The sequence below is a fragment of the Cypionkella sp. TWP1-2-1b2 genome (genome assembly GCF_049896245.1).
GTDB lineage: Bacteria > Pseudomonadota > Alphaproteobacteria > Rhodobacterales > Rhodobacteraceae > Cypionkella.
The window spans coordinates 31,781-52,490 of sequence record NZ_JAFCTX010000020.1; the positions used below are offsets into that span (position 1 = coordinate 31,781).

The 20,710-nt window shown below is 60.0% G+C and carries 24 protein-coding genes; 11 read left to right on the top strand and 13 right to left on the bottom strand.

Features of this window, described 5'->3' with window-relative positions; genetic code table 11:
• Positions 1–69: 69 nt before the first annotated feature.
• From ACP7AP_RS14115 to ACP7AP_RS14130, 4 genes are all read left to right on the top strand, one after another.
• Positions 70–1,014 carry an ABC transporter substrate-binding protein gene (locus ACP7AP_RS14115; protein ID WP_426034846.1) on the top strand — a complete coding sequence of 315 codons (945 nt, stop codon included), beginning with the start codon at positions 70–72 and terminating at the stop codon, positions 1,012–1,014.
• Between the two features lie 77 nt (positions 1,015–1,091).
• The gene (locus ACP7AP_RS14120) at positions 1,092–2,105 is read left to right on the top strand and encodes a quaternary amine ABC transporter ATP-binding protein (protein ID WP_426034847.1); all 1,014 of its coding nucleotides are present in this window, start codon (positions 1,092–1,094) and stop codon (positions 2,103–2,105) included.
• The gene (locus tag ACP7AP_RS14125; protein WP_426034848.1) at positions 2,105–4,036 is read left to right on the top strand and encodes an ABC transporter permease; all 1,932 of its coding nucleotides are present in this window, start codon (positions 2,105–2,107) and stop codon (positions 4,034–4,036) included. Before ACP7AP_RS14120 ends, ACP7AP_RS14125 begins: the two co-directional genes overlap by 1 nt.
• A 728-nt stretch (positions 4,037–4,764) precedes the next feature.
• Complete coding sequence (locus ACP7AP_RS14130) at positions 4,765–5,142, top strand: PAS domain-containing protein (RefSeq protein WP_426034849.1); 378 nt, start codon at positions 4,765–4,767, stop codon at positions 5,140–5,142.
• 239 nt (positions 5,143–5,381) lie between these two features.
• Here ACP7AP_RS14130 and ACP7AP_RS14135 read toward each other — a convergent pair whose 3' ends face one another.
• Both ACP7AP_RS14135 and ACP7AP_RS14140 read right to left on the bottom strand, forming a co-directional pair.
• Positions 5,382–5,807 (bottom strand): fasciclin domain-containing protein, encoded by a 426-nt coding sequence (locus ACP7AP_RS14135; protein ID WP_426034850.1) that lies wholly within the window; start codon positions 5,805–5,807, stop codon positions 5,382–5,384.
• A 294-nt stretch (positions 5,808–6,101) separates the two neighbouring features.
• A complete protein-coding gene (locus tag ACP7AP_RS14140) occupies positions 6,102–6,443 on the bottom strand; it encodes a hypothetical protein (protein ID WP_426034851.1) in 342 nt (113 codons plus the stop codon).
• A 292-nt stretch (positions 6,444–6,735) separates the two neighbouring features.
• Here ACP7AP_RS14140 and ACP7AP_RS14145 point away from each other — a divergent pair, with 292 nt between their 5' ends.
• Together ACP7AP_RS14145 and ACP7AP_RS14150 are read left to right on the top strand one after the other, a co-directional pair.
• Complete coding sequence (locus ACP7AP_RS14145; RefSeq protein WP_426034852.1) at positions 6,736–6,948, top strand: DUF2805 domain-containing protein; 213 nt, start codon at positions 6,736–6,738, stop codon at positions 6,946–6,948.
• A complete protein-coding gene (locus ACP7AP_RS14150; RefSeq protein ID WP_426034853.1) occupies positions 6,945–7,514 on the top strand; it encodes a pyridoxamine 5'-phosphate oxidase family protein in 570 nt (189 codons plus the stop codon). The genes ACP7AP_RS14145 and ACP7AP_RS14150 overlap by 4 nt, the downstream gene beginning before the upstream one ends.
• Positions 7,515–7,559: 45 nt before the next feature.
• Here ACP7AP_RS14150 and ACP7AP_RS14155 read toward each other — a convergent pair whose 3' ends face one another.
• The gene (locus ACP7AP_RS14155; protein ID WP_135433923.1) at positions 7,560–7,955 is read right to left on the bottom strand and encodes a dihydroneopterin aldolase; all 396 of its coding nucleotides are present in this window, start codon (positions 7,953–7,955) and stop codon (positions 7,560–7,562) included.
• Between the two features lie 464 nt (positions 7,956–8,419).
• On the opposite strand from ACP7AP_RS14155, the gene ACP7AP_RS14160 reads away from it, so the two are divergent.
• Positions 8,420–9,064, top strand: a complete 645-nt coding sequence (locus ACP7AP_RS14160; protein ID WP_426034854.1) for an alternative oxidase — start codon at positions 8,420–8,422, stop codon at positions 9,062–9,064.
• A gap of 95 nt (positions 9,065–9,159) precedes the next feature.
• Positions 9,160–10,380: a cysteine desulfurase gene (locus ACP7AP_RS14165; RefSeq protein ID WP_426034855.1), complete on the top strand. Its 1,221-nt coding sequence runs from the start codon at positions 9,160–9,162 to the stop codon at positions 10,378–10,380.
• A gap of 20 nt (positions 10,381–10,400) precedes the next feature.
• Here ACP7AP_RS14165 and ACP7AP_RS14170 read toward each other — a convergent pair whose 3' ends face one another.
• Together ACP7AP_RS14170 and ACP7AP_RS14175 are read right to left on the bottom strand one after the other, a co-directional pair.
• Positions 10,401–11,033, bottom strand: coding sequence for an NAD(P)-dependent oxidoreductase (locus tag ACP7AP_RS14170; RefSeq protein WP_426034856.1), 633 nt, complete (start codon positions 11,031–11,033; stop codon positions 10,401–10,403).
• Between the two features lie 158 nt (positions 11,034–11,191).
• Positions 11,192–11,500: a hypothetical protein gene (locus ACP7AP_RS14175; RefSeq protein ID WP_167852812.1), complete on the bottom strand. Its 309-nt coding sequence runs from the start codon at positions 11,498–11,500 to the stop codon at positions 11,192–11,194.
• A gap of 329 nt (positions 11,501–11,829) precedes the next feature.
• Here ACP7AP_RS14175 and ACP7AP_RS14180 point away from each other — a divergent pair, with 329 nt between their 5' ends.
• The gene (locus ACP7AP_RS14180; protein WP_426034934.1) at positions 11,830–12,384 is read left to right on the top strand and encodes an ActR/PrrA/RegA family redox response regulator transcription factor; all 555 of its coding nucleotides are present in this window, start codon (positions 11,830–11,832) and stop codon (positions 12,382–12,384) included.
• Between the two features lie 200 nt (positions 12,385–12,584).
• Complete coding sequence (locus tag ACP7AP_RS14185; protein WP_426034857.1) at positions 12,585–12,989, top strand: DUF4149 domain-containing protein; 405 nt, start codon at positions 12,585–12,587, stop codon at positions 12,987–12,989.
• 75 nt (positions 12,990–13,064) lie between these two features.
• Here ACP7AP_RS14185 and ACP7AP_RS14190 read toward each other — a convergent pair whose 3' ends face one another.
• The 8 genes from ACP7AP_RS14190 to ACP7AP_RS14225 all read right to left on the bottom strand — a co-directional run bounded on the left by ACP7AP_RS14190 (position 13,065) and on the right by ACP7AP_RS14225 (position 19,737).
• Positions 13,065–13,643 (bottom strand): CIA30 family protein, encoded by a 579-nt coding sequence (locus ACP7AP_RS14190; RefSeq protein WP_426034858.1) that lies wholly within the window; start codon positions 13,641–13,643, stop codon positions 13,065–13,067.
• Positions 13,644–13,676: 33 nt separating this feature from the next.
• Positions 13,677–14,150, bottom strand: coding sequence for a DUF427 domain-containing protein (locus ACP7AP_RS14195; RefSeq protein WP_426034859.1), 474 nt, complete (start codon positions 14,148–14,150; stop codon positions 13,677–13,679).
• Entirely contained in the window at positions 14,147–14,863 is a 717-nt protein-coding gene (gene ubiG / locus ACP7AP_RS14200; protein WP_426034860.1) for a bifunctional 2-polyprenyl-6-hydroxyphenol methylase/3-demethylubiquinol 3-O-methyltransferase UbiG, read from the bottom strand. Before ubiG ends, ACP7AP_RS14195 begins: the two co-directional genes overlap by 4 nt.
• Positions 14,853–15,686 (bottom strand): methyltransferase family protein, encoded by an 834-nt coding sequence (locus tag ACP7AP_RS14205; protein ID WP_426034861.1) that lies wholly within the window; start codon positions 15,684–15,686, stop codon positions 14,853–14,855. Before ACP7AP_RS14205 ends, ubiG begins: the two co-directional genes overlap by 11 nt.
• On the bottom strand, positions 15,683–16,900 hold the full coding sequence (locus ACP7AP_RS14210; protein WP_426034862.1) for an FAD-binding domain-containing protein: 1,218 nt from the start codon (positions 16,898–16,900) through the stop codon (positions 15,683–15,685). Before ACP7AP_RS14210 ends, ACP7AP_RS14205 begins: the two co-directional genes overlap by 4 nt.
• Positions 16,901–16,952: 52 nt before the next feature.
• Positions 16,953–18,218, bottom strand: coding sequence for an ABC1 kinase family protein (locus ACP7AP_RS14215; protein WP_426034936.1), 1,266 nt, complete (start codon positions 18,216–18,218; stop codon positions 16,953–16,955).
• A gap of 82 nt (positions 18,219–18,300) precedes the next feature.
• Positions 18,301–18,693, bottom strand: coding sequence for a thiol-disulfide oxidoreductase DCC family protein (locus ACP7AP_RS14220; RefSeq protein ID WP_426034938.1), 393 nt, complete (start codon positions 18,691–18,693; stop codon positions 18,301–18,303).
• A 384-nt stretch (positions 18,694–19,077) separates the two neighbouring features.
• Positions 19,078–19,737, bottom strand: coding sequence for an XRE family transcriptional regulator (locus ACP7AP_RS14225; RefSeq protein ID WP_426034863.1), 660 nt, complete (start codon positions 19,735–19,737; stop codon positions 19,078–19,080).
• 126 nt (positions 19,738–19,863) lie between these two features.
• On the opposite strand from ACP7AP_RS14225, the gene ACP7AP_RS14230 reads away from it, so the two are divergent.
• Positions 19,864–20,547, top strand: a complete 684-nt coding sequence (locus ACP7AP_RS14230; protein ID WP_426034864.1) for a hypothetical protein — start codon at positions 19,864–19,866, stop codon at positions 20,545–20,547.
• Positions 20,548–20,710 lie beyond the last annotated feature (163 nt).

Sequence of the window (20,710 nt, forward strand, 5' to 3'; positions counted from 1 at the left end):
CGCAGGGAAGGCCGTAAACTTCCCGCTAAACACTGCGCGCAGGCGCGGATATCCAACAGGGATTGCACCATGAAATCTATGAAAACACTGCTTGCCGGAGCAACGGCACTGGTTTTGCTGGCACCTGCCGTTTGGGCCGCAGATTCGACTGATCCGATCATGATTCCGCTGCACAACTGGTCTAGCCAGATTGTGATGAGCCACGTCGTCGGTGATGTCTTCACCTCAATGGGCAACAGCGTGGAATATGTCACAACCGACAGTCAGGCGGTTTACGAATCCATCCGTCTGGGCGACGCGTCGCTGGAAATGGAAGTCTGGGAAGGCGCGTTTGGCGCGTCTTTTGATGCCGCTGTGGCCAAGGGCGGCATTCATGCGGCGGGGGCCCACAATGCCGTCACGCGCGAGGATTGGTGGTATCCTGCTTGGACCAAAGAAGCGTGCCCCGGTCTGCCCGATTGGAAGGCCCTGAACGAATGTGCGGCCTTGTTCAAAACCCCGGAAACCGGCGAGAAGGGCCGTTTTCTGGGCGGCCCGGTGGATTGGTTGAAGCATGACCAGGAAAAGGTTGATGCTTTGGCAATGAATTTCGCCGTGGTCAACGCAGGCTCTGCCGCCGCGATTTGGGCGGAAATTGGTGCTGCCGAAAAGACCAAAACGCCGATCGTGGTGTTCAACTGGACCCCGAACTTCGCCGAAGCCGTCTGGCCGGGCGAATTCGTGAACTTCCCCGAATGGGTGCCGGGCTGCAACGAAGACCCCTCGGTCGGGCTTTTCCCCGACAAGACCTTCGACTGCGGCAACCCTGCCAACGGCTATATGAAGATCGCCGCTTGGGATGGCATGAAAGATAAGTGGCCAGCAGCCTATGCCACACTGGCCAAAGTCAGCCTGACCAACCCGCAGATCGCCGAGATGGCCAAACTGGTTGATATTGACGGCATGGAGCCTGAAGACGCGGCGGAGGCTTGGATGGATGCAAATCCGGACGTTTGGAAAGCTTGGCTGAACTAAGCCGAACAGTCGTATTTCTTGGCCCATCCAGCGACTGCGGGATGGGCCGATCCTTTGCTTAAGATCGAGGTTACCGCATGACGGAAAGCGTTATCACCTGTCGCAATGTCTCAAAGATTTTCGGGCCAAACCCGGCGCAGCATCTGGCGCAACTGAAGGCCGATCCCGGTTTGTCATCGGCAGGCTACGTCCATGCGGTGCGCGATGTTAATCTGGAGTTCCGGCGCGGGGAAATGCTGGTCGTGATGGGCCTGTCGGGCTCGGGAAAATCCACGCTGGTGCGCTGTCTGTCGCGGTTGATCGAGATTACCAGCGGTTCGGTGACGGTGGAAGGCCGCGACATTGCAACCCTGTCTGAACCCGAGTTGATCGACCTGCGCCGCCGTAAGATGGGGATGGTGTTTCAAAGCTTTGGTCTGCTGCCGCATCGCTCCGTTCTGGAAAACGTCGCCTTCCCCTTGGAAATGCGCGGACAGGATCGCAGCACCCGCTACGCCCGTGCCCGTGAAATGCTGGAGCTGGTTGGCCTGAAAGGCCGCGAAGATTACTTCCCGCGCGAGCTTTCTGGCGGTCAACAGCAGCGCGTTGGCATCGCGCGGTCCTTGGCGGTCGAGCCGGATATCTGGTTTCTGGACGAGCCGTTTTCGGCACTTGACCCGTTGATCCGACGCGAGATGCAGGATGAATTTCTGCGATTGAAGGGCATGATGAATAAGACGATCATCTTCATCACCCATGATTTTGACGAAGCTTTGCGTCTGGCAGACCGTATTGCGATCATGAAAGATGGCCGCGTCGAGCAATGCGACACCCCCGACCAGATCGTGCTGCATCCGGCCACCGAATACGTGGCAAAATTCACCTCCGAGATTGACCGCGCCCGCGTGGTGCATATCGGCAGTCTTGTCGCCCCGCTGACCGCACCCGCCACAGGCGAACCCGTGGCCGCACATCGCACCATTCGCGATCTGGCCCGGCAACTGATTTCTGACCCACGCGTCGAGATTCCCGTGATCAACGATAAGGGCGCAGTGATCGGATCAGTCTTGCGGCAAACGGCGCTGGATGTGCTGCTCGGGGATGCACATTGATGGAGCGGTCTGCGCGCTATGCAGGCACCGCCAAACTGCTGTTGGCGCTGGCCGTAGGGCTGATGCTGTTCAAGACTGTTCTGCCGCAAGGCATGATCCGCCCCCCCGAATGGCTGGTGTTGCCCTTCGCCGATTGGATCAACGCGGTCTTCGCTTTCCTGCAAAACGATCTGGGCCTGATGGCGGTGACGCGGGCTTTTTCGGATGTGGTGGAATGGTTGCTGAACGTCACTGCCAACCTGCTTTACGGCAAAAGCCGATGGCCGAACCTTGGCCCGATCCCGTGGAGCGTCATTGCTGTCTCGGCCTTTATGGCAGGCTTTGCGCTGAAAGGTTGGCGCTTGGGGATGATCAGCGGCGGCACGTTTGTCTGGATCGCGCTGATGGGGCAATGGAAATGGGCGATGGAAACCCTGTCGGTCATCGTTGTGGCCGCCCCGTTTTCGGTGACGTTGGGTCTTGTGCTGGGCGTGATGGCTTGGCGCTCGCCTCGGTTCGAGCGGGTGCTGAACCCGATCCTCAGCATCGCGCAATCCATGCCGCACTTTGCTTATATGATCCCGGTCGTGGTGTTCATCGGGGTGGGCCCAAAAGCGGGCGCGATTGTCACGATCATCTTCTCGGTGCCACCGATGATCCGCATGACGCTATTGGGGCTGAAGAAAGTCCCGGAAGAGGTGATCGAGGCTGGCAAAATGTCGGGCGCCACCCGTTGGCAGTTGTTGACGCGGGCGCGCATCCCCACCGCACGGTCCGAGATTTTGATCGGGGTCAATCAGGTCATCATGCAATGTCTGGCGATGGTGGTGCTTGCCAGTTTCATCGGCATGCCGGGGTTGGGGCAGAAATTGTTGCAACTGCTGCAATCGCTGAAAATCGGCCTGTCGGTCGAAATCGGTGTGACCATCGTTTTGCTGGCGGTGACGCTGGATCGGTTGACCAAGGCTTGGGCGCTGCGTCTGCCCGTGCATGAGGCAGCAAGCCCATCTTGGCTCATACGCAATCGGCTGTTGGTGATCTGGCTGGCACTCTGCGCCTTGGGCTTTGGGCTAGCGCATTTTTCCCCATATTTTCTGGAAGTCGAGCGCAAGCAGGCGCTGTCGGTCGCAGGGCCGATAGATGCGTTGATGGATCAGGTGATCCGGCTGATCACCCCGGTCACGCTTTGGCTGCGCTGGTTCTTGATCACTTGGGTGTTGATCCCGATGCGCGATGCTTACCTTTGGCTGCCATTCACAGCCGTTCTGCTGCTGCTCTCCGCCGTGGGTTGGGCAATCGGAGGCCTTCGATCCGCGCTGATCTGCGTCGCCTATTTTGGCCTGATCGCCGCATCGGGCTGGTGGGACCGCGCGATGATTACGGTGTACATGGTCTGTATCTCAGTGGTGATTGCGGGGATTTTAGGCATTCCTTTGGCGATTTGGGGCGCACGCACCCCAACCCGCGCCGGGCGCATCCTGTTGGTCTGCGATACCGCCCAAACCTTCCCCAGCTTCATTTACTTGATTCCGGTGATCATGCTGTTTGGTGTCAATGACGTGGCGGTGGTCGCCGCTGTGGTTGTCTTTGCCGCCGTTCCATTGGTGCGCTACACCATTGAAGGCTTGCGCAACGTGCCGCCGGAAATGATTGAGGCCGCAGATATGAGTGGGGCGACGCGGGCCCAAGTGCTGTGGCACGTGCGTCTGCCGATGGCGCTGCCAACCATGCTGGTGGGCGCCAACCAATCGGTAATGTTTTCGCTGTTCATGGTGATCATCGCTGCCTTCATCGGCACGCAGGATTTGGGGCAGGAAATGCAGCGCGCTTTGTCCTCGACAGATGTGGGCAAAGGCTTGGTGCTGGGTTTCGCCGTCGCCTTTATGGGGTTGATGACCGACCACCTTATCACGCGTTGGTCGGTGGCCCGAAAACGCGCGCTGGGGATCTGAGTGCAGCAGACAGGTGAAGTGTCGAGCCATAGGCAGCTTTCGCGGGCCCGAGCGTCAGCACCGCCGCAACTGAGAATGTCCGCTCTTCGCCCTCTACGTCGATGCGCTAGGACGGCGACCACAGTGTTTTGCGACCGAACTGATGATCATTCAAGGATCCTGTGCGCAGCTCTTGTCAACGCCTGGTCAACACCTGAATGCAGTTCTGTGCCTGTCTTGTTCCGTCGGAACCCGGTGAAACTATGCCAATCCAGTCCAACAAAGGCCCTGACATCAGAGGCTTATCAGGTAAGAGTCTGAATTCGCTCATTTCTCAAGTTTTGGCGAATTACGGCTCATAACCTGAAGGTCACAGGTTCAAATCCTGTTCCCGCAACCAAAAAATTACGCGTTATCAAACGCTTAAGAGCCGTCCTTCGAGACGGCGTTTGCGTTTGCAAAACCCGTGGAAGCACTGTGGAAGCAAGAGGGCGCGAAGTCCCTCATATTACTTCGAATTCCTTTTCCGACCGCGACAGTCGGCGGCTTACGGAGTGCCTCGAAAAAGGTTCTTCTGTGCGAACGCTCACCGGCTTAGGCACCTCTCCAGCCCAAGGAGGACGCGGCATCCAGCGATGACCGTGGCCCCTCAATCTGTCATGCACTAAGCTATACTTCAAAGCACCAACATTGCGGAGGCCAACGAAGGCTGGTTTACCGCAGTTTTGCCCCACGAGGAGAAGTATTCGGTGTCCAAACAAGATCTTGATGAGACTTTCCTCAGGTCCCTCTTGGAGGGAGACGAGGTGGAAATGAGCGTGGTTTTTTCGGACCCATCTCTTCCGGACAACCCGATGATCTTCGTGAGCGACGAGTTCGAGGAACAGACCGGTTATAGACTTGATGAAGCCCTTGGGCGAAACTGTCGTTTCCTTCAGGGCCCAGATACCAATCCCCATGCCATCGAAGCGATCCGGCAGGGCCTGAAGGCGGAGACGCGTTTCACCATCGATATCCTTAATTACCGCAAAGATGGATCGGAATTTCTTAACCGGCTGCGCATCCGTCCGATTTATGATAGCGATGGACGTTTGATGTTCTTTGCTGGCGCACAGAACCCGGTTTGATTGAGGACACGCCCAAGTTTGCGCACTATGCCTGACTAATGGTCGGTTTGTTTTGAGTTGGAAACACATAAGCTGAACCGCGATAACGTTATGCGTAATGTTCCAGACATTCACTCTTTTTCAAAACGGGGCTTGTTTTCAGAAGGTTATGAAACTGATTCACCGACAGTCGGTCTGACACTGCGACGAAAGATGCCCGGCGCGAGCGCCGGGCAACGATCAACTTGTTTTTCGCACAATCAATCAGTTGGCATCAGTACGGCATCGATGACGTGGATCACGCCGTTGGTGCAGTCGATGTCTGCCGCAACGACTGTGGCACCGTTGACGGTCACGCCCGTGGTTGCGTCGACGTGAAGTGCCTGACCGTTGACGGTGGCGGGCTCGAGCTTTTTGCCTGCGATATCCGCCGCCATGACTTTGCCTGCCATCACGTGGTAGGTCAGGATCGCGGTCAGCTTGGCTTTATTCTCAGGCTTTACCAGTTCTTCGACCGTGCCGGCTGGCAGTTTGGCGAAAGCATCGTCGTTGGGCGCGAAGACAGTGAAGGGGCCTTCGCCTTTCAGTGTGGCACCAAGGTCAGCAGCGGTCACAGCCGCAACCAAAGTTTTGAACGTGCCTGCGGCGACGGCGGTGTCGACGATGTCGTGAAGGGTGTTTGACATTAGAATGGCTTCCTATTTTGAAGAAAACGCAAAAAGACAATTGTCGATGGGCTCACAATCGATGAGATCCGCGCATGCAATGGTCCGAGTGCGAAGAGACGAAGCCGGGCTCAAACTTTACAAAGCGCCCTTCCTCGATCAGAAGGTAGCGCTGCATTGGATCAATGCAACTGGTTGATCTGTCGGGCGGCGGAAAGACTTTTTGCTGCCTGCCGCAAGATAGGTAATCGTCGCGAACAAGGAGGGTGAAGCAGCCGAACAAGTGCTTGTCGACGCAAGTCGCAGCGTCATGTTTCAGGAGCCACCAGCCGTCCTGCCTTTGCCCCGCCATGCCAGCGACTGCTGGTTCAGCACGTTCAGGTCGGTCCTTTCCGCGATTATCTGATCGCAAAGCTGCACTGCCTCCGCGGCCTGCGCTTGGCTAAGGTGCTTGTACGCTGGGCGGGCGATGTGGTCGTACCACACCCCGCTGCAAATTGTGTCGAGTACGATCCGCTGAAAGCAGTGATCGTTTCGAACCGGCCAGTGCCGTTTGCTGGTTTGCGCGAGTGCGGGCATGACCGTGCGGGTCAGATGCAGATACTGCTCGACGCGTGTGAGGTGGATCGGTGGCGGCAAATCGAAACTGCGCTGCATCTTGTCTTCCGGTGATGGGATGGGCTTCGGCCGATCGGGTATTGTTGGCAGAACCAAATCCACTTCGCGTCGCATGCCAAGGACCATAAAGACGGGACACGAGCTTACGACCGCACTCGAGATATGGCTTCTTGGCTGTGAAATCCAACTGTCCCTCCAGCAGGTGTTCAACGGTGACAAAACTGCACAGCGCTACTCGGCCGCGCAACAAGGCCGATGTCTCATGCTGCATGAACGGCCCCGATAGCACGGGTGCTTGACTTCTTGATGCGGCAAAGACACCTCCAGGCCTATGAAAAGCAGAATCCTCGACCCTGCGACACTTGGCGAAATCATCGAGATGGCGCTTAGCGATCATGCCAGCTTCGATCAGATCCGCACTTTGCACGGGCTGGGGCCAGACGAGGTAAAGGCATTGATGCGACAAAGCCTGAAATCCGGCAGCTACCGCGCCTGGCGCAGACGTGTGCGCGCCTTTTCCGACCGGCGCGAGGTTTACAAATGAAGGCTGACCCCCATCCCTGGGCCTGCGATCTGTCGCAACTATATGCCGAGGTCTGGGGACGCCTGACCCGCGGTGTTCACGACCGGCATGCCCTGGCCCGGCACCCGACACTGGCAACTGTCAGCCCGGAAGGCAGGCCGCAGGCCAGAACGGTCGTTCTGCGCGCGGCCGACAAGGCGGCAGGCACGCTGGATATTCATACCGATCTGCGGTCAGCCAAGGTCGGAGATCTGCGCGCCACACCTTTTACAGCCCTCCATGTCTGGGACGCCTCGGCACATCTGCAACTGCGGCTGGAGGCTCACGTCACACTTCTGACCGGTCCGGATGTGGCGGCGATCTGGGCGAGCATGCCCGCAGGTTCGCGATTGTCTTACGGCAGCACCCCGGCACCCGGCCAGCCCATCGCACAGGCGCTGGATTACACGAAAGCCGCCGACCCGGCGTTCTTTGTCATCTTGCGGCTCGCGGTGGCAACTGTAGACGCCTTGCATCTTGGCCCGCACCATCGCCGCGCCCGGTTTGATCGCGACGATGATTGGGCGGGGATGTGGCTTGCACCCTAAGATTCGCAACGCTTGAAACGGCGGCTTTCACAGCGACTGCACGCTTCAGGCTATGGCGTTGCGCAGCGCGGCCATCGCTTCGCCATCAACGATCAAACGCACTCCAAGCGTGCCGGTCCCGGACAGAACCGGCCGCTTGCGCAGGCAGATGTCCAACGCCTCGATCTGGGGATACCCGGCGCAGGCTTCGACGATGCATGTCACCAGCCGCTCTTGCGTCTCATAGTGGTGGGCACGCGCCAGCGTGTCGATGTGCCGGATCAGCGGATCATAGTCGAAAACGAGCGCCATCTCATCCCGCGGAACCATCACCAGATGCGGCGCAATCGTCAGGGTCAGATCCAGCAGATGCGCATCTGGTACAACATCATCCGGACCGTAAGTCCCGATCCGCACGGCGATCTGCAGGTCTTTCAGTTCGACGTAACTCTGTGATGGCAAGGCCAAGCCTCCGTTTTCTGTTCGGGGTGCAGGAACGGCCGGACAAGGCCGCGTCACTCACACGGAAATCATACTTACGCGTCATCATCCAGTGCTGCCTCGCCCGCAGCGGTTGGGCCCAGCTTCAGAAGCTGCTGTGTCAGCAGGGCTTTGTAGCGCCTCTGGCGTCTTCGGGCCTTCGCACCGGACGCGCGCCAACCCTCCCGCTTGTCCTGCACAAGCTCTTCTAGATCGGCGGCAACCGTTATCTTTCCTGCATCAGCTGGTGACGTTCGCTTGGACATCACAAAACTATAGAAGCCCGCTGCCATGCGGCAAGCACGGCGCACCCGATATCAGAGATGGCGAAAGCCGTCGTGTTCGATCGCCACACCGAACCAAGGGCTGTTTTGCCACATCCTTTGAAGATGAAACCGAGGTGAGACCGCCTATATTAATGTTACGCAGAAATGAAATGAAACGCCATGAAACACAGTCACGACTTCACACCTGACACCCTGAACATCCACCACGCGCCGGTCGGCATGAATGATCGAATTGCACTCGGTGTGGTCAAGACGATGCGAGTTTTCGCGGATCGGTTCTTCGCAAAACGCTATGGGCACCGCGCCGTGGTGCTTGAAACCGTCGCCGCAGTTCCGGGGATGGTTGGCGGCCTACTGCAGCACCTTCGCGCGATCCGGCACATTCGCGACGATCAGGGCTGGATCAAGGAATTGATCGAAGAGGCGGACAACGAGCGCATGCACCTGATGACGTTCATCCAGATTGCGCAGCCAAGTCGGTTGGAGCGGACGCTCATCATGGTGGCGCAGGCCGTGTTCTATAACCTGTATTTCTTCCTGTACCTGCTGGCCCCCAAGACGGCTCATCGGGTGGTCGGTTACCTCTATGAAGAGGCGGTGATCAGCTACACCCATTACCTCGAAGAGATCGACTCCGGTCGGGTTGAAAACGTACCGGCACCGCAGATTGCGCTCAAGTACTGGAACTTGCCGTCAACTGCGCGGCTGCGCGATGTGGTGATCGTCGTGCGCGCAGATGAGGCACATCACCGCGACACCAACCATCACTTCGCCAACCAGATCGCCAAAGGCGCACATTCCTGAGCTGAGTGCGCAGGTGGGGTTGTCTGAATGCGATCGGGCGACCCCAGCGATCAAGGCGGAGTCGCTGATCACAGAAATTCAAAGGAATTGCAGCAATGCTTGATGTGGAAATGATCCGCCGCGACTTTCCTATTCTGTCTCGGCAGGTCAATGGCAAGCCATTGGTTTATCTGGACAACGGCGCTTCGGCCCAGAAGCCGCAAGTCGTTATTGATGCCATCTGCACCGCCTATTCGCAGGAATACGCCAATGTGCATCGCGGTCTGCATTACCTTTCCAATCTGGCGACCGACAATTACGAACGCGTGCGCGCCATCGTTGCGCGCTTTCTGGGCGCGGCCAGCGAGGATGAGATCGTCTTCAACTCGGGTGCGACCGAAGGCATCAACATGGTCGCCTATGGCTGGGCTATGCCCCGCATGCAGGCAGGCGATGAGATCATTCTCAGCATCATGGAACACCATGCCAATATCGTACCGTGGCATTTCCTGCGCGAACGCCACGGTGTGGTGATCAAATGGATCGAGGTCGACAGGACGGGCGCGTTGGACCCGGTAAAGGTGTTGGAGGCGATCACGCCGCGGACCAGGCTGATCGCCGTCACGCACTGCTCCAATGTTCTGGGCACCGTCGTGGACGTGGCGGCGATTTGTGCGGGTGCACGGTCGCGCGGCGTGCCGGTTCTGATTGATGGCAGCCAGGCGGCTGTCCACCTGCCGATCAACGTCCAGGAAATCGGCTGCGATTTTTACGCGGTGACTGGCCACAAATTGTACGGCCCTTCGGGTTCCGGCGCGATCTATGTCCGCAAAGACCGGATGGCCGAGATGCGCCCCTTTATGGGCGGCGGCGACATGATCCGCGAGGTCACGCGCGACAGCGTTGTCTACAACGATGCGCCGATGAAATTCGAGGCTGGCACCCCCGGCATCGTGCAGACCATCGGTCTGGGCGTGGCTTTGGAGTATATGATGGGGCTCGGGATGGCCAACATCGCCGCGCGCGAGAACCGGCTGCGCGACTATGCCCGCACGCGGCTTGACGGATTGAACTGGATCACGGTGCAAGGCACCACGCCCGACAAAGCCCCGATTTTCTCTTTCTCGATGCAGTGCGCGGCGCATCCGCATGACATATCGACCATCCTCGACAAGAAGGGGGTCGCGGTGCGTGCAGGCCAGCACTGCGCCGGGCCGTTGATGGCGCACTTGGGGTTGAATGCCACCTGCCGCGCCTCGTTCGCCGTGTACAACACAAGTGCCGAGGTTGACGTGTTGATAGATGCGCTGGAGCTGGCGCATGACTTGTTTGCCTGACCGCCGTCGAACGACCCTGATCAGTTGACCAGAACAGGTGCTGCGCCGATGAAGCTGCGATCCTCGATTTGCTTGACGAGGAAATCCGCGACATTCGCGCGGGCGATGATCCCGTTCCGCCATTCAGATGGTTCGCGAAGGACCTTGTAGCGCCCTGTTCGTGGACCATTCAAAAGCACGCCCGGCCGCGCAATCGTCCAATCAAGACCGCTTTCGTTGATGAGCTTCTCCTGACGGCTCTTGTCGTCATAGGCGCGACCAAACACAATCTTGAAGGGAATTCTTTGCAACGGGGCAATACTTGCTTGGCTATCCCCGGCTCCAAAGCCTGTGATGCAAATCAGGCGATTGACGCCCTTGTCTTTCATGGCCGCTATCAGAACACGCGTCGCCTCAGAGAACAGATGCACCGGCTTGAACAAATCGCCCAAACCGACGCCGAGCGTTACGATGACCGCATCAACTCCGGCAAGTGCAGCCTCTACATCTTGCTGATTCAAGGCGTCACCCTGCACCTTTTCCAATTTCGCATCAGACAGGTTTATTGATGTTGCGGATCGTGCCAAAGCGCGCACGTCATATCCTGCGGCGAGCGCTTGACGTGTTGTTTCCAGACCAATGCCTTTGCTGGCACCAATGATCAATATCCGCATGTTGTATTACCCCGCTTCCGTGTGGCAATCGAATCTTTCGCCAGAATTTCGAAGAGTTCTCCATCGGGTATTGTTGAAATACCTTGCCCAAAGCTCTTTTCTAAAGGGCCTGCGCTAACCATCTTCAATTTCAACTTGTGATCGCTAAGTAGTAAAAATCAATCATGTTCGCCATCAGAGCGACGCCCTGCACCGCGCATGAATAATTTAGGTCGCTTTGCAGCAACTGTAAAAGTTGCCACGGTGACGGCCGCTGCTGCTATGAGAACGGAGTGTCCAAGGATGCTTGCAGCGAGAAACGTATAACTTCCGATCGCGACTGAAAAACTGACTGCCCACATCAAGCCCAACACCTGCAGCACATAGTGCCGGACGCTGACATCAGGAATATGCCGCAGCGGGCTTACGTTGTGGTCAAACACAAAGTTCCACGCGTGGATGATGAAGGTTTTTACGTTTGTAATCATGGAATTGGTTCCTTCTCTGGCTGACAAGGCATAACCGCAGGCCACGCTTATTTTGTACTCATGTGAGGAGATAGCGTTGAAGCGCCGCGGTTCCAGCCGGATGGATCAAGTTAGGCACAGATTGGGGCGATAATGAAGGCACCATCCAACGGTCGGAAGCCATCTCTCAAAACCAGATTCTTGGAAGCTCCCCGCGCAGCGTTCTTCCCGTTTGGGTAAGCTCTCACGAACTTGCACAGTGTCCGGCCTTCTCCCTTGGGTCGACCCGGTGATGTTTGACCGCATCGCGTCTCACGCTACCTCTAAGGTCAGTAAGAGGATGAATGAAAATGTTGGATTTGCCCACGATAGAAAGTCAAGCCGATCGGACGTTGCTTCTGGTCGATGACGATGAGGCATTCGTGAAGCGTCTTGCACGGGCAATGGAAAAGCGTGGGTTTTTGCCTGAGACCGCGCAGTCCGTGGCAGCTGGGCGTGATATCGCCCTGTCCCGCCCGCCCGCCTATGCGGTTGTCGACCTTCGGCTTGAGGATGGGAGCGGCCTCGATGTCGTCGAGGCTCTGCGAGAGCGTCGCCCGGACTGTCGCATCGTGATGTTGACCGGGTATGGAGCAATTGCAACGGCGGTGGCGGCCGTAAAGATCGGTGCCACCGACTATCTTGCGAAGCCCGCAGATGCCGACGACGTGACAAACGCCCTCTTGTCCCGGACAAATACGCGGCCCCCGGCCCCCGAAAATCCAATGTCTGCCGACAGGGTTCGGTGGGAACATATTCAACGCATCTATGAGTTGTGTGATCGCAACGTTTCGGAAACGGCACGCAGGTTGACGATGCATCGGCGGACTCTGCAGCGGATCCTGGCGAAACGAAGTCCTGTGTAAGAAGGGCATGTTCGTTGGGCACGTGGTGTCCGGCAGCCTCTCCCATCAGACAGTGTCTCGGCCCAGTCGGACCGCGCCCTGCCATGCGGTTGCAGACTGACGTGTGTGCCAAATGGACCGAGGTACGACGTTTCTTTCCGCAATCCGCAGTTGGTGACAACTCTTAACCCGGGCTGCGCCCATAACATTGAGACCTCGTGATGCTTGTACCCGCTCTTCTTGCGACCTCGCTCCTCTTCGGCGGCATGGTTCTGTACTCCTTCGGTTTTGCCGCCTTCTTGTTCACGGCGCTACCCGCCAATGTCGCGGGCCCAACGATCCGTCGGGCCTTCCCTCATTTCTACATGTTTGTGATGCTAAGCGCCGCCGCAGCGGCGGGGCTCGTCTGGGCCCACGACGCGGCCGCCGCCGGGCTTCTGGCGCTGATCGCGGTGACAACGCTTCCCGCCCGACAGATGTTGATGCCCGTCATCAACCGGGCGACAGACGAGGGCGCAAAAGCCCGTTTCAAGTGGCTGCACGGACTGTCGGTTGCCATTACGTTGGTCCATATCGGCTTGGCAGGTTTGGCGATGACACGGTTCCTTACAATGAGTCTGACGTAAGGGAACCCGTGCATTGGAACGTCTGCATGGGGGTTGGCGCCATGTGGGGATGAAACGGTGCCTTCTTCGTCCGGATCAGTAAAACCTCACCTCGCGGACATCGATCCGGGCATCGTGGTCGCGGCCATAGGCCACAATGGCGACAGATGCTAGATTGCCGGGCCGGGGCACGCTGCGCAACAACGCGCCAGAAGCGCCGAAGGATTCCAATGGCAGGCGCACTTCGGCCCACCTTTCGGTCACGTCGAACCCGGCCTGATAGTATTGCCACGGCAACAGCGTCCCACCAGTACGCAGGTGCACGAAATAGCGCTGGTCGTTGCCGCGCACCATCAGCCGCACCCCGGTTGTCCCTTCGGGCGGCGGGTTGGCAAGGTCCAGCCGCATCTGGATGAACCCACCCCTGTTGGCCGTGCTGACGCGACCCGTCATCCGCGCAAAGGCGTGGCCGTCCTCTTTGGCAAAGTCGACGCCTCCGGTAGACACGCCCCCCATCACCTGATCGGTGAAGAACCGCCAGCGGGTTTCAGGCTGCATCTTGAAATCCTCGATCATCTCGCTTTGCGCGGGCGGCGTTTGGGCCATAACGGGCGGCAGGGCCGCACATATCAAGGCTGCCGCCATCAAGAGTGGGATCAAACCGCGTGATGACATCATGGCCTCCAGGCCGATCTTTCACTGCGCATGTTACCAGTGCTGCGTTCCGGGCGCACCCTTGATCTGCCCGTCCAGATTTGGCGTGACCCAGCCACCATAAAAGTTGCCCGGTTGCGGGATAACGCGCAGATCACCCACCCAAACTTCATCCATCAGGGCTGCATAAAAAGCGATATAGCCAGCGATGGCTGCGAAACTGGCGGTGGGTTGGTCATAGGCCCAGGCGGCGCGCGGCGCTGTTTGCGACCCCGCTACCACGTCGAAATACCGGGCAACCCCCTTCCATTCGCAAAAGCTGCTGCCCTGCACCGGGCGCAGGGTGGCGTGGATATCCGGCAGGGGCAGGTAATAGGTTGGCGCGTGGTGCGTCTCCAGCACCCGCAGGGCGCGCGTGGTGTCCGCGACAAGCGCGCCGCCAAGCCGAAGGATGATGCGCTGCTGCACCGGTTCCAGCGCCGGGGGGCGCGGGTAGGACTGGACGTTTTCGCGGAGCAGGTCGGTCATTTGGCGGCTCCAGTGTCAAGGGGTTTTCGCGCAATGCCCATGTAAAGGATGGCGGTCAGGGGCAGTGGGCCAAAGGTCAGATCAAACCGGCGATTGATGCCACGCGGGCCAAGGCCGGTAATAGGGCCCGGCAGCAGCCCCGCACCCTGCATCGCTGCGCGAAGTTCGGCGGGCTTGATGAACATCGCCGGGTCATGCGTGCCGCGCGGCAGCAGGCGCAACACATCCTCGGCTACGGTAATGGTGGCCAGCCGGGCAAGCGGGTTGCGGTTGATGGTGTCGAACAGGAACAACCCGCCGGGACGCAGGATGCGTGCGACCTCGGCCAGCACCTTGTTCAGATCGGCCACATGCTCCAGCACATCGACGCACACTACAGCGTCAAAGCATGCGCCGTCGTAGGGCAGAGCTTCACCCACACCCACATCATACCCGATGCGCAGGCCACCTTGGCGGGCATGGGCGCGGGCGGCGTCGATCGCTTCGGCGGCGGGGTCGATGCCGGTGACGTCAGCGCCCCGTAGCGCAAGGGCCTCGGCCATGAAGCCCCCGGCGCAGCCAAGGTCTAGAACGGTTTTGCCGGCCCAGTCGATCTGGCGGTTGAACCAGGCCAGCCGCCCCGGCACCAGGTTCTTCAACGTGCGAACCCAGCGAATGTCGTCCGACCACCAGCGGTCGGCGACACGGTCGTAGATCGTCAGGTCATTGCGCATCGGGGCGGTCCTTCGGCAAGCGGGGCAGGGCATAAGGCACGTCAGCGCGATACCGCGCGAAGCGGTCACCGTAGCGCTGGGCAAAGCGGCGTTCCTTCAGGCGCGGTGCAAGCAGGCAATAGGCGGTGAAGCTGACGGCCAGAACCAACTGATCCGGGGTCCAGACCGGTACTGTCCAAAGCGTCAGGGCGAAGGCTACATAGATCGGCTGGCGGATCACGCGGAACAGCCCTTGGGTCGGCATATCGGGAAACACAGGCCGGATGCGCCCCATAAGCGACATCCAGCCAAGCGCACCGGACTGAACCTCGGCTCCAGCGTCAAAGCTGGCTTTCAACAGGATCAGCCAGCTTGCGCCGTAGGCAGCGGTGATTGCCCAGAACACCGCCCCCTCGGCGCGCCACCAGACGATGCCCGACGGCGTCCATAGTGCGAACAGCGCCAGAAGCTGGGCCGAAGCGATGATGGCATAGGTGGTTGTGGCGAGCGTCTGGCCATGCAGTCCGGGGATCAGCCGGGCCAGCAAGCGCCCGCCGGGGCCGGTCAAAAGCAGCGAATGGGCCAGCGGAAACTGCACGATCAGGGCGGCATTGGCCAGCGCCGCCCATGGCCATGGCACGGCGCCCAGACTTTCGCTCAGGCCAAAGAACATCGCCACGATCATTGCCAGCACACCCGCTGCAAACAGCGTATGGCACAGCACCCCAAGGCCAAGCGCGAGAGCGATCCGACCGGCACCGGCAGGAGGGCGCAGGGCGGCGCGGATCAGGGTAATCAGCCGGGCAATGCGGGGGTCGGCCAAGATAATGCGGGGCAGGGTCATGCGGACAATGCTTTTTCGAGAATGTGGGGGATATTCTGCCTGACCTTGAAGAACCCGGCGGTGGCGTGGGGCCAGATCGCCGTGTCCCAATCACGCCGCCATTCGCACAGGGTGATACCCGCCTTGGCCAAGGTCGGGGCTGCCTCACCCAGCCAGTCGCGCAACGGGCCGCGCGTGATGTAGGGCGTGGCAATTTGCGTGGCCCCCGCGCTCGTGGCCCATTTGGCCAGACTTGCCGGATCGTCTGCACGCATTGCAGTCGTGGCAAAGCCGGACCGATTGGCGGCATCGGCCAACGCGCCTGCCTCAAACTGCCGGACCCGATTGGACACCGGCAAGGGGGAGCGCAGGTGGCTTGCTGACAGCGTGCCCGCCGTGCGGATGTCGTAAGCAGCCAGATTGAAATCTTCGACCCGGCAATCTTCATCGGTGATCAGCAGGGCGGTCGGGCGACCGGGTTGCGGCATGGTGATCGCGCGCAGCGGCATCACGGTCGGCAGGCCATCAGGCTCTGATGCCTCAAGCCCTTGTGTCACCTCGGCCAGATCGCTTTGGCGCGGGGTGAAACGCCCTGCGGTGAAGGTGGCGATGTTTTGCGCGTCGGCCGGATAGGGTTTGCCCCGCGTGTGCAGCCCCGCCACCCAGCGCCAACCCAGCGTGTTCGACGCGGCATCGCCATCAAGCAGGTGGCGGAAAAAGAAATCCGCGCCCAGCCGCCAGGGCAGCCCCAGCGTAAAGATCCAGATCGAGGCGAACCACATTCGCGCGTGGTTGTGCAGATAGCCGGTTTCGACCAGTTCGGTCGCCCATGCATCGAAACAGGCCAGTCCCGTTTGCCCATTCATGGCGCGATCCACGTCGCGGCGCAGACGGCGGTCACGGTCAAGACCTGCGAGGTCTGCGTTCAGCCCGGTACGGTAACTGTCCCAGACCTGCGGGCGGCGCTCGAGCCAGCCTTTGAAGTAGCCGCGCCAGATCACCTCTTGCACGAATTTCTCGGCATCTTTCAGACCATGGGCGGCGATGGCCGCCGCCACGGCATCGGATTCCAGCACCAGCCTGCGCCGGATATAGGGTGACAGCACCGACACTGCTTTGTGCGTCCCAGACCCATGATCGGTATTGCGGCCATTGGCATAGCGCCGCCCCATCCGGGGGGTAAAGGCTACGAGGATCTTGTCACCCTCGGCGCGGGTCGCGGTCCAGTCTGTCATTGGGCTCATCTTGTTTTGCGAAAGAAAAAAGCTGATGTCTGCCATTGGCGTTTCAAGAGTGCGTTGCGGTATTGCCGCAATAAGCCTCAACCATCGGGCGCAAGGCGATGCGCGCCCGCAGCTTTGCGGCCATCAGATACATGCCGCCGATCTTGCGGTGCAAGAACAGCGTGGCGGCGGGGGGGACATGTGCAAGCTCGCGGTCGTTGCCGATGGCAAGGCCCATGTCGCGGAGGCGTTCCAACAGATCACTGCTGCCAAAGTCAAACGGGCCGTCTTGCCGCAGCGGCGCCATCGCGGTGGTGAACATTGCCTGGATCAGGTCTTGATGGTGCGGCGCAGTAGATGGGCCGAAATAGCCGGTGCGCAGCATGGCCTCGCGCGTCTGGACATCTCCACCGTCCAGCGCCACCCGTGCCAGCGCGCGGAAATCGTCGGCAAGGTCCGGGGCGATGGGTTGCACGGCACCGAAATCCAACAGCACGATACGCCCAGTCGCAGGCTCATAGCGGTAGTTGGCAAGGTTGGGGTCGGTCTGCATGGCGCCGAACTGGAACAGCTCCCGCAAGACAAGGCCGATCAGGGCTGTGGCAACCCGGTCGCGCAGGCCCTGCGGTGCATCGACCAAAGTGTCCAGCGGGGTGCTGTCCATGAAGCCCATCGCAATTACCTGCAGCGTGCAAAGTTCCGGATGCAGCGCGGGCAGGGCAAAGATGTCAGACCCGTTTAGCAAGGATGCGAACCGCGCCAGGTGTTGTGCCTCGGCCATATAATCGGCCTCGGCGTGCAACTGGCGCTTCGCCTCGGCCAAAAGGGGGCTGATATCCATGCCGCGCGGCAACAGGCCGGGCAGACGCATCAGCGTGGCCACGTTGTCGACATCGCTGTCGATGCTGGCCCGCACGCCGGGATACTGCACCTTGATCGCAAGGTCCTGACCGTCGCGCGTCACCGCCCGGTGCACCTGCCCGATCGATGCGGCGGCAAAGGGGCGCACGTCGAACCGCGAAAAGCGGCCATACCAGCCGGTGCCCCATTCCCCGTTCAGCACGGTCTGCAGCTGTTTCGGCGGCATGTGGCGGGCGTCATCGCGCATTCGGCCCAGAATTGCCGTCAACTCGCCCGGCAGCACCAGCCCGGTATCCATCGACAGCATCTGCCCCAGCTTCAGCGCCGCTCCCCGCAGGTGCGACAGCCCGTCGGTGAGGCGCAAGGTATTGGCCGGTGTCAGCAGCAGTTGTGCCATATCGGGCCGTTTGCCGCTGGCCAGCGCGCGCAGACCTCCTGCCGCAACACTGCCTGCAATGCCTGTAGCCATGCCCCCGAACCGCAAAAACCGCGCCGCGCGCCCTGTGGGCACCGCAGCGCCATCATCATCCTGGGGCAAGGTGCCTCTCCTGTCAGTGCGGAACCCGGGCGGTTTGCTGACGCAGCCGACGCAGGTGCCACCGATAAATCACCGGGGCAAGGACATAGTCATAGGCGGCCGATGCGACCTGCCGGATACCCGGCAACCCTACGACCCGTGCCAACAAGCGATACCTCGGCATTTGTGCCCATAGCACCAGAAACGCCGGAATCCCTGATGTCAGCCTGCCCTCATGCAGCACATAAAGGCGCCGAGCGGCGGTATCGGCATCCAGGCCCCATTGGTCCCGCGCGCCCGAGTTCAGATCGTCGAACCGGATCGGCAAGTCATTGGCAACTGCGTATTGCGCGTAGTGCTGTATCTCGAAGTTACAGACCGGGCAGTTTGCGTTGAAGAGGACCGAGGTTTTGGGGCTGTTTTCCATATCCCCCAGATAGAGCAGCGGAGCGTGAAAGCCATCCGTCACCGTTGTCATCTTTCAACGCTGGAGAAGGAGTGGTTTGGCGTTCTCTGGGCGATCTGATTTCTGTTTGATCATGCGAAGCGGCTCGTGGACGGAACTATCGGTGGTTGTGATGTGCTGATCTTCAGCCAGTTTTCCGATCCAAGGCGCGCATGTCCCTCGCCGTGTTGTCGATTGACAACCCTGCCCCTCTTGACGCATGGTCAAATCATCGCAGAGTTGCGCCCGGAGAGAAATCTCGCGGGCGTTTTTTCATTTCCGCGGTTGGATCGGAGCGTAGGAAGCCAGGCAGGAAGGGCTGCTGTCCTTCGGTCGAAGCGGCGCCGATCCTGACAACGCCCATCGTCAGATCTCTCTGGCGAACCAGCGGATGCGGCCAATGATGCGGATCTCTTCAGCGGTGCGTTCATACTCGGGATAGAGCTTGTTGTCCGAGATCACCCGGACGGCGGGCGGGTCGCTGTTTGGGATATGCTCGAGCCGCTTGGCCACGAGGCCCATGCCGTCGTCCAGCACGAAGATGCCGGGCGGGTTGGGCAGTTGGCGCGTCATGTCGACCAGCACCGCGTCGCCGCCGAGCAGGGTCGGGGCCATACTATCGCCTTCCACATGCATGATCCTGAGCTGCGCGGGGCTGGCCTTCAGCTTGTGGCGGATCCACGACTGGCGGAAGTGGTAGGCGCGGCCGGGCGTGTCGCCATCTTCGGTCACCACCGCGCCGCCGCCCATCGAGGGGCGAGGCGTGGCATGGGCAATCGCCACGAAGGCATCGTCGGGGTTCTCGTGGAAGGGGGAGGGGCCCTCGACCTCGCCGATGCCGTGGATCAGCCAGTCGCGGTCGACCTTCAGCACCCGGGCGATATCAGCAAGCCGGTCGATACCGGGGCGCGAAGATCGCCCGCGCAGGATGTCATAGACGAAGGAGCGGTTGACCCCCGCCATTTCTGCGACATGGGCCGGTGCCAGGCCAAGCTGATCGGAGCGGGCCCGCAGACGGTCGGCCAAGGTGTGGTTCTCTCTCATGTTGTCCCCAGCGCCATGTGGATAAGATAGGATAAGACAGGATTGAATTGGGATCGTCAAGCGGCTAGAACAAAAGCCAAACACTTTGCATCGGAATCGGGGGCCAGGATGGAGATCGAAAAGGCATATTTTACCCTGGCGGAGGTGCTTGGCCGGTGGTCACTGCCAGAGGCCGACGTCGCCTATCTGGCCGAGAATGACCAGTTGCGACTGTCGATCCGGATCCTCAACCTGCCGATCGAGTTCGGTGACTTTGAAGAAACTGACGACGGTCGATGCTACTCGATCCCCTCTGAGCGCTCCTCGTTCAATGGGCTCCTCGATCTGCATGTCCAGGATGTTTTCCAGCTTTTCCGTATCGGCGAGGCCAGCGTCACCCGGTTCCGTACCACGAAGGCGGACTATGCCTGCTTCTTTGGATCGCGCGAGACCCTCACGATCCGCAAGCCTGATCTCGTGCTAAGCCGCGAGGAACGCGACCGTTTCGAAGCGAAATCCGGATTCCGTGGTGCGGCTGGCGTGAAGCAGGCCAACGCTTTTCACGCCTCCGCCGATTACCATCACGTCCGCTGTAACGGCCATGAGTTCCAGCTTGGGCCGATCCAGGCGCAGGTGGTGCGCATCCTGCACGCGGCAGCACGGCGGGGTGAGCCGTGGCAGAGCGGCAAGGCTGTGTTGGGGGAGGCGGGGTCGCGCAGCCTCAAGATGTCCGACATCTTCAAGTCGAAGAAGGACTGGCCACTGCTGATCGAGTCGAACGGTCGCGGGGCCTATCGACTCGCCGGACTCTGAGTCCAGACTTCCCAGGCGGCCCCGTAAGATCCTCGCCGTGGGATGCGCAGGGGGATGGGGGAGGATGGCGATCCCCCGCCGCGTGATTCACCCCATGATTGCAATCCCTCGGTCAATCCCCCGCCGTATCCCACTCTGATCCCGACGACATCCCCGCATGGGA

Coding starts and splice junctions, on each gene's coding strand:
- ACP7AP_RS14220 (WP_426034938.1), bottom strand. CDS start 18,693: ATGGAAAACAGCCCCAAAACCTCGGTCCTCTTCAACGCAAACTGCCCG.
- ACP7AP_RS14205 (WP_426034861.1), bottom strand. CDS start 15,686: ATGACCCTGCCCCGCATTATCTTGGCCGACCCCCGCATTGCCCGGCTG.
- ACP7AP_RS14185 (WP_426034857.1), top strand. CDS start 12,585: ATGCTTGTACCCGCTCTTCTTGCGACCTCGCTCCTCTTCGGCGGCATG.
- ACP7AP_RS14175 (WP_167852812.1), bottom strand. CDS start 11,500: ATGATTACAAACGTAAAAACCTTCATCATCCACGCGTGGAACTTTGTG.
- ACP7AP_RS14190 (WP_426034858.1), bottom strand. CDS start 13,643: ATGTCATCACGCGGTTTGATCCCACTCTTGATGGCGGCAGCCTTGATA.
- ACP7AP_RS14140 (WP_426034851.1), bottom strand. CDS start 6,443: ATGCAGCGCAGTTTCGATTTGCCGCCACCGATCCACCTCACACGCGTC.
- ACP7AP_RS14160 (WP_426034854.1), top strand. CDS start 8,420: ATGAAACACAGTCACGACTTCACACCTGACACCCTGAACATCCACCAC.
- ACP7AP_RS14115 (WP_426034846.1), top strand. CDS start 70: ATGAAATCTATGAAAACACTGCTTGCCGGAGCAACGGCACTGGTTTTG.
- ACP7AP_RS14210 (WP_426034862.1), bottom strand. CDS start 16,900: ATGACAGACTGGACCGCGACCCGCGCCGAGGGTGACAAGATCCTCGTA.
- ACP7AP_RS14145 (WP_426034852.1), top strand. CDS start 6,736: ATGAAAAGCAGAATCCTCGACCCTGCGACACTTGGCGAAATCATCGAG.
- ACP7AP_RS14120 (WP_426034847.1), top strand. CDS start 1,092: ATGACGGAAAGCGTTATCACCTGTCGCAATGTCTCAAAGATTTTCGGG.
- ACP7AP_RS14170 (WP_426034856.1), bottom strand. CDS start 11,033: ATGCGGATATTGATCATTGGTGCCAGCAAAGGCATTGGTCTGGAAACA.
- ACP7AP_RS14180 (WP_426034934.1), top strand. CDS start 11,830: ATGTTGGATTTGCCCACGATAGAAAGTCAAGCCGATCGGACGTTGCTT.
- ACP7AP_RS14125 (WP_426034848.1), top strand. CDS start 2,105: ATGGAGCGGTCTGCGCGCTATGCAGGCACCGCCAAACTGCTGTTGGCG.
- ACP7AP_RS14135 (WP_426034850.1), bottom strand. CDS start 5,807: ATGTCAAACACCCTTCACGACATCGTCGACACCGCCGTCGCCGCAGGC.
- ACP7AP_RS14215 (WP_426034936.1), bottom strand. CDS start 18,218: ATGGCTACAGGCATTGCAGGCAGTGTTGCGGCAGGAGGTCTGCGCGCG.
- ACP7AP_RS14165 (WP_426034855.1), top strand. CDS start 9,160: ATGCTTGATGTGGAAATGATCCGCCGCGACTTTCCTATTCTGTCTCGG.
- ACP7AP_RS14150 (WP_426034853.1), top strand. CDS start 6,945: ATGAAGGCTGACCCCCATCCCTGGGCCTGCGATCTGTCGCAACTATAT.
- ACP7AP_RS14230 (WP_426034864.1), top strand. CDS start 19,864: ATGGAGATCGAAAAGGCATATTTTACCCTGGCGGAGGTGCTTGGCCGG.
- ACP7AP_RS14195 (WP_426034859.1), bottom strand. CDS start 14,150: ATGACCGACCTGCTCCGCGAAAACGTCCAGTCCTACCCGCGCCCCCCG.
- ubiG (WP_426034860.1), bottom strand. CDS start 14,863: ATGCGCAATGACCTGACGATCTACGACCGTGTCGCCGACCGCTGGTGG.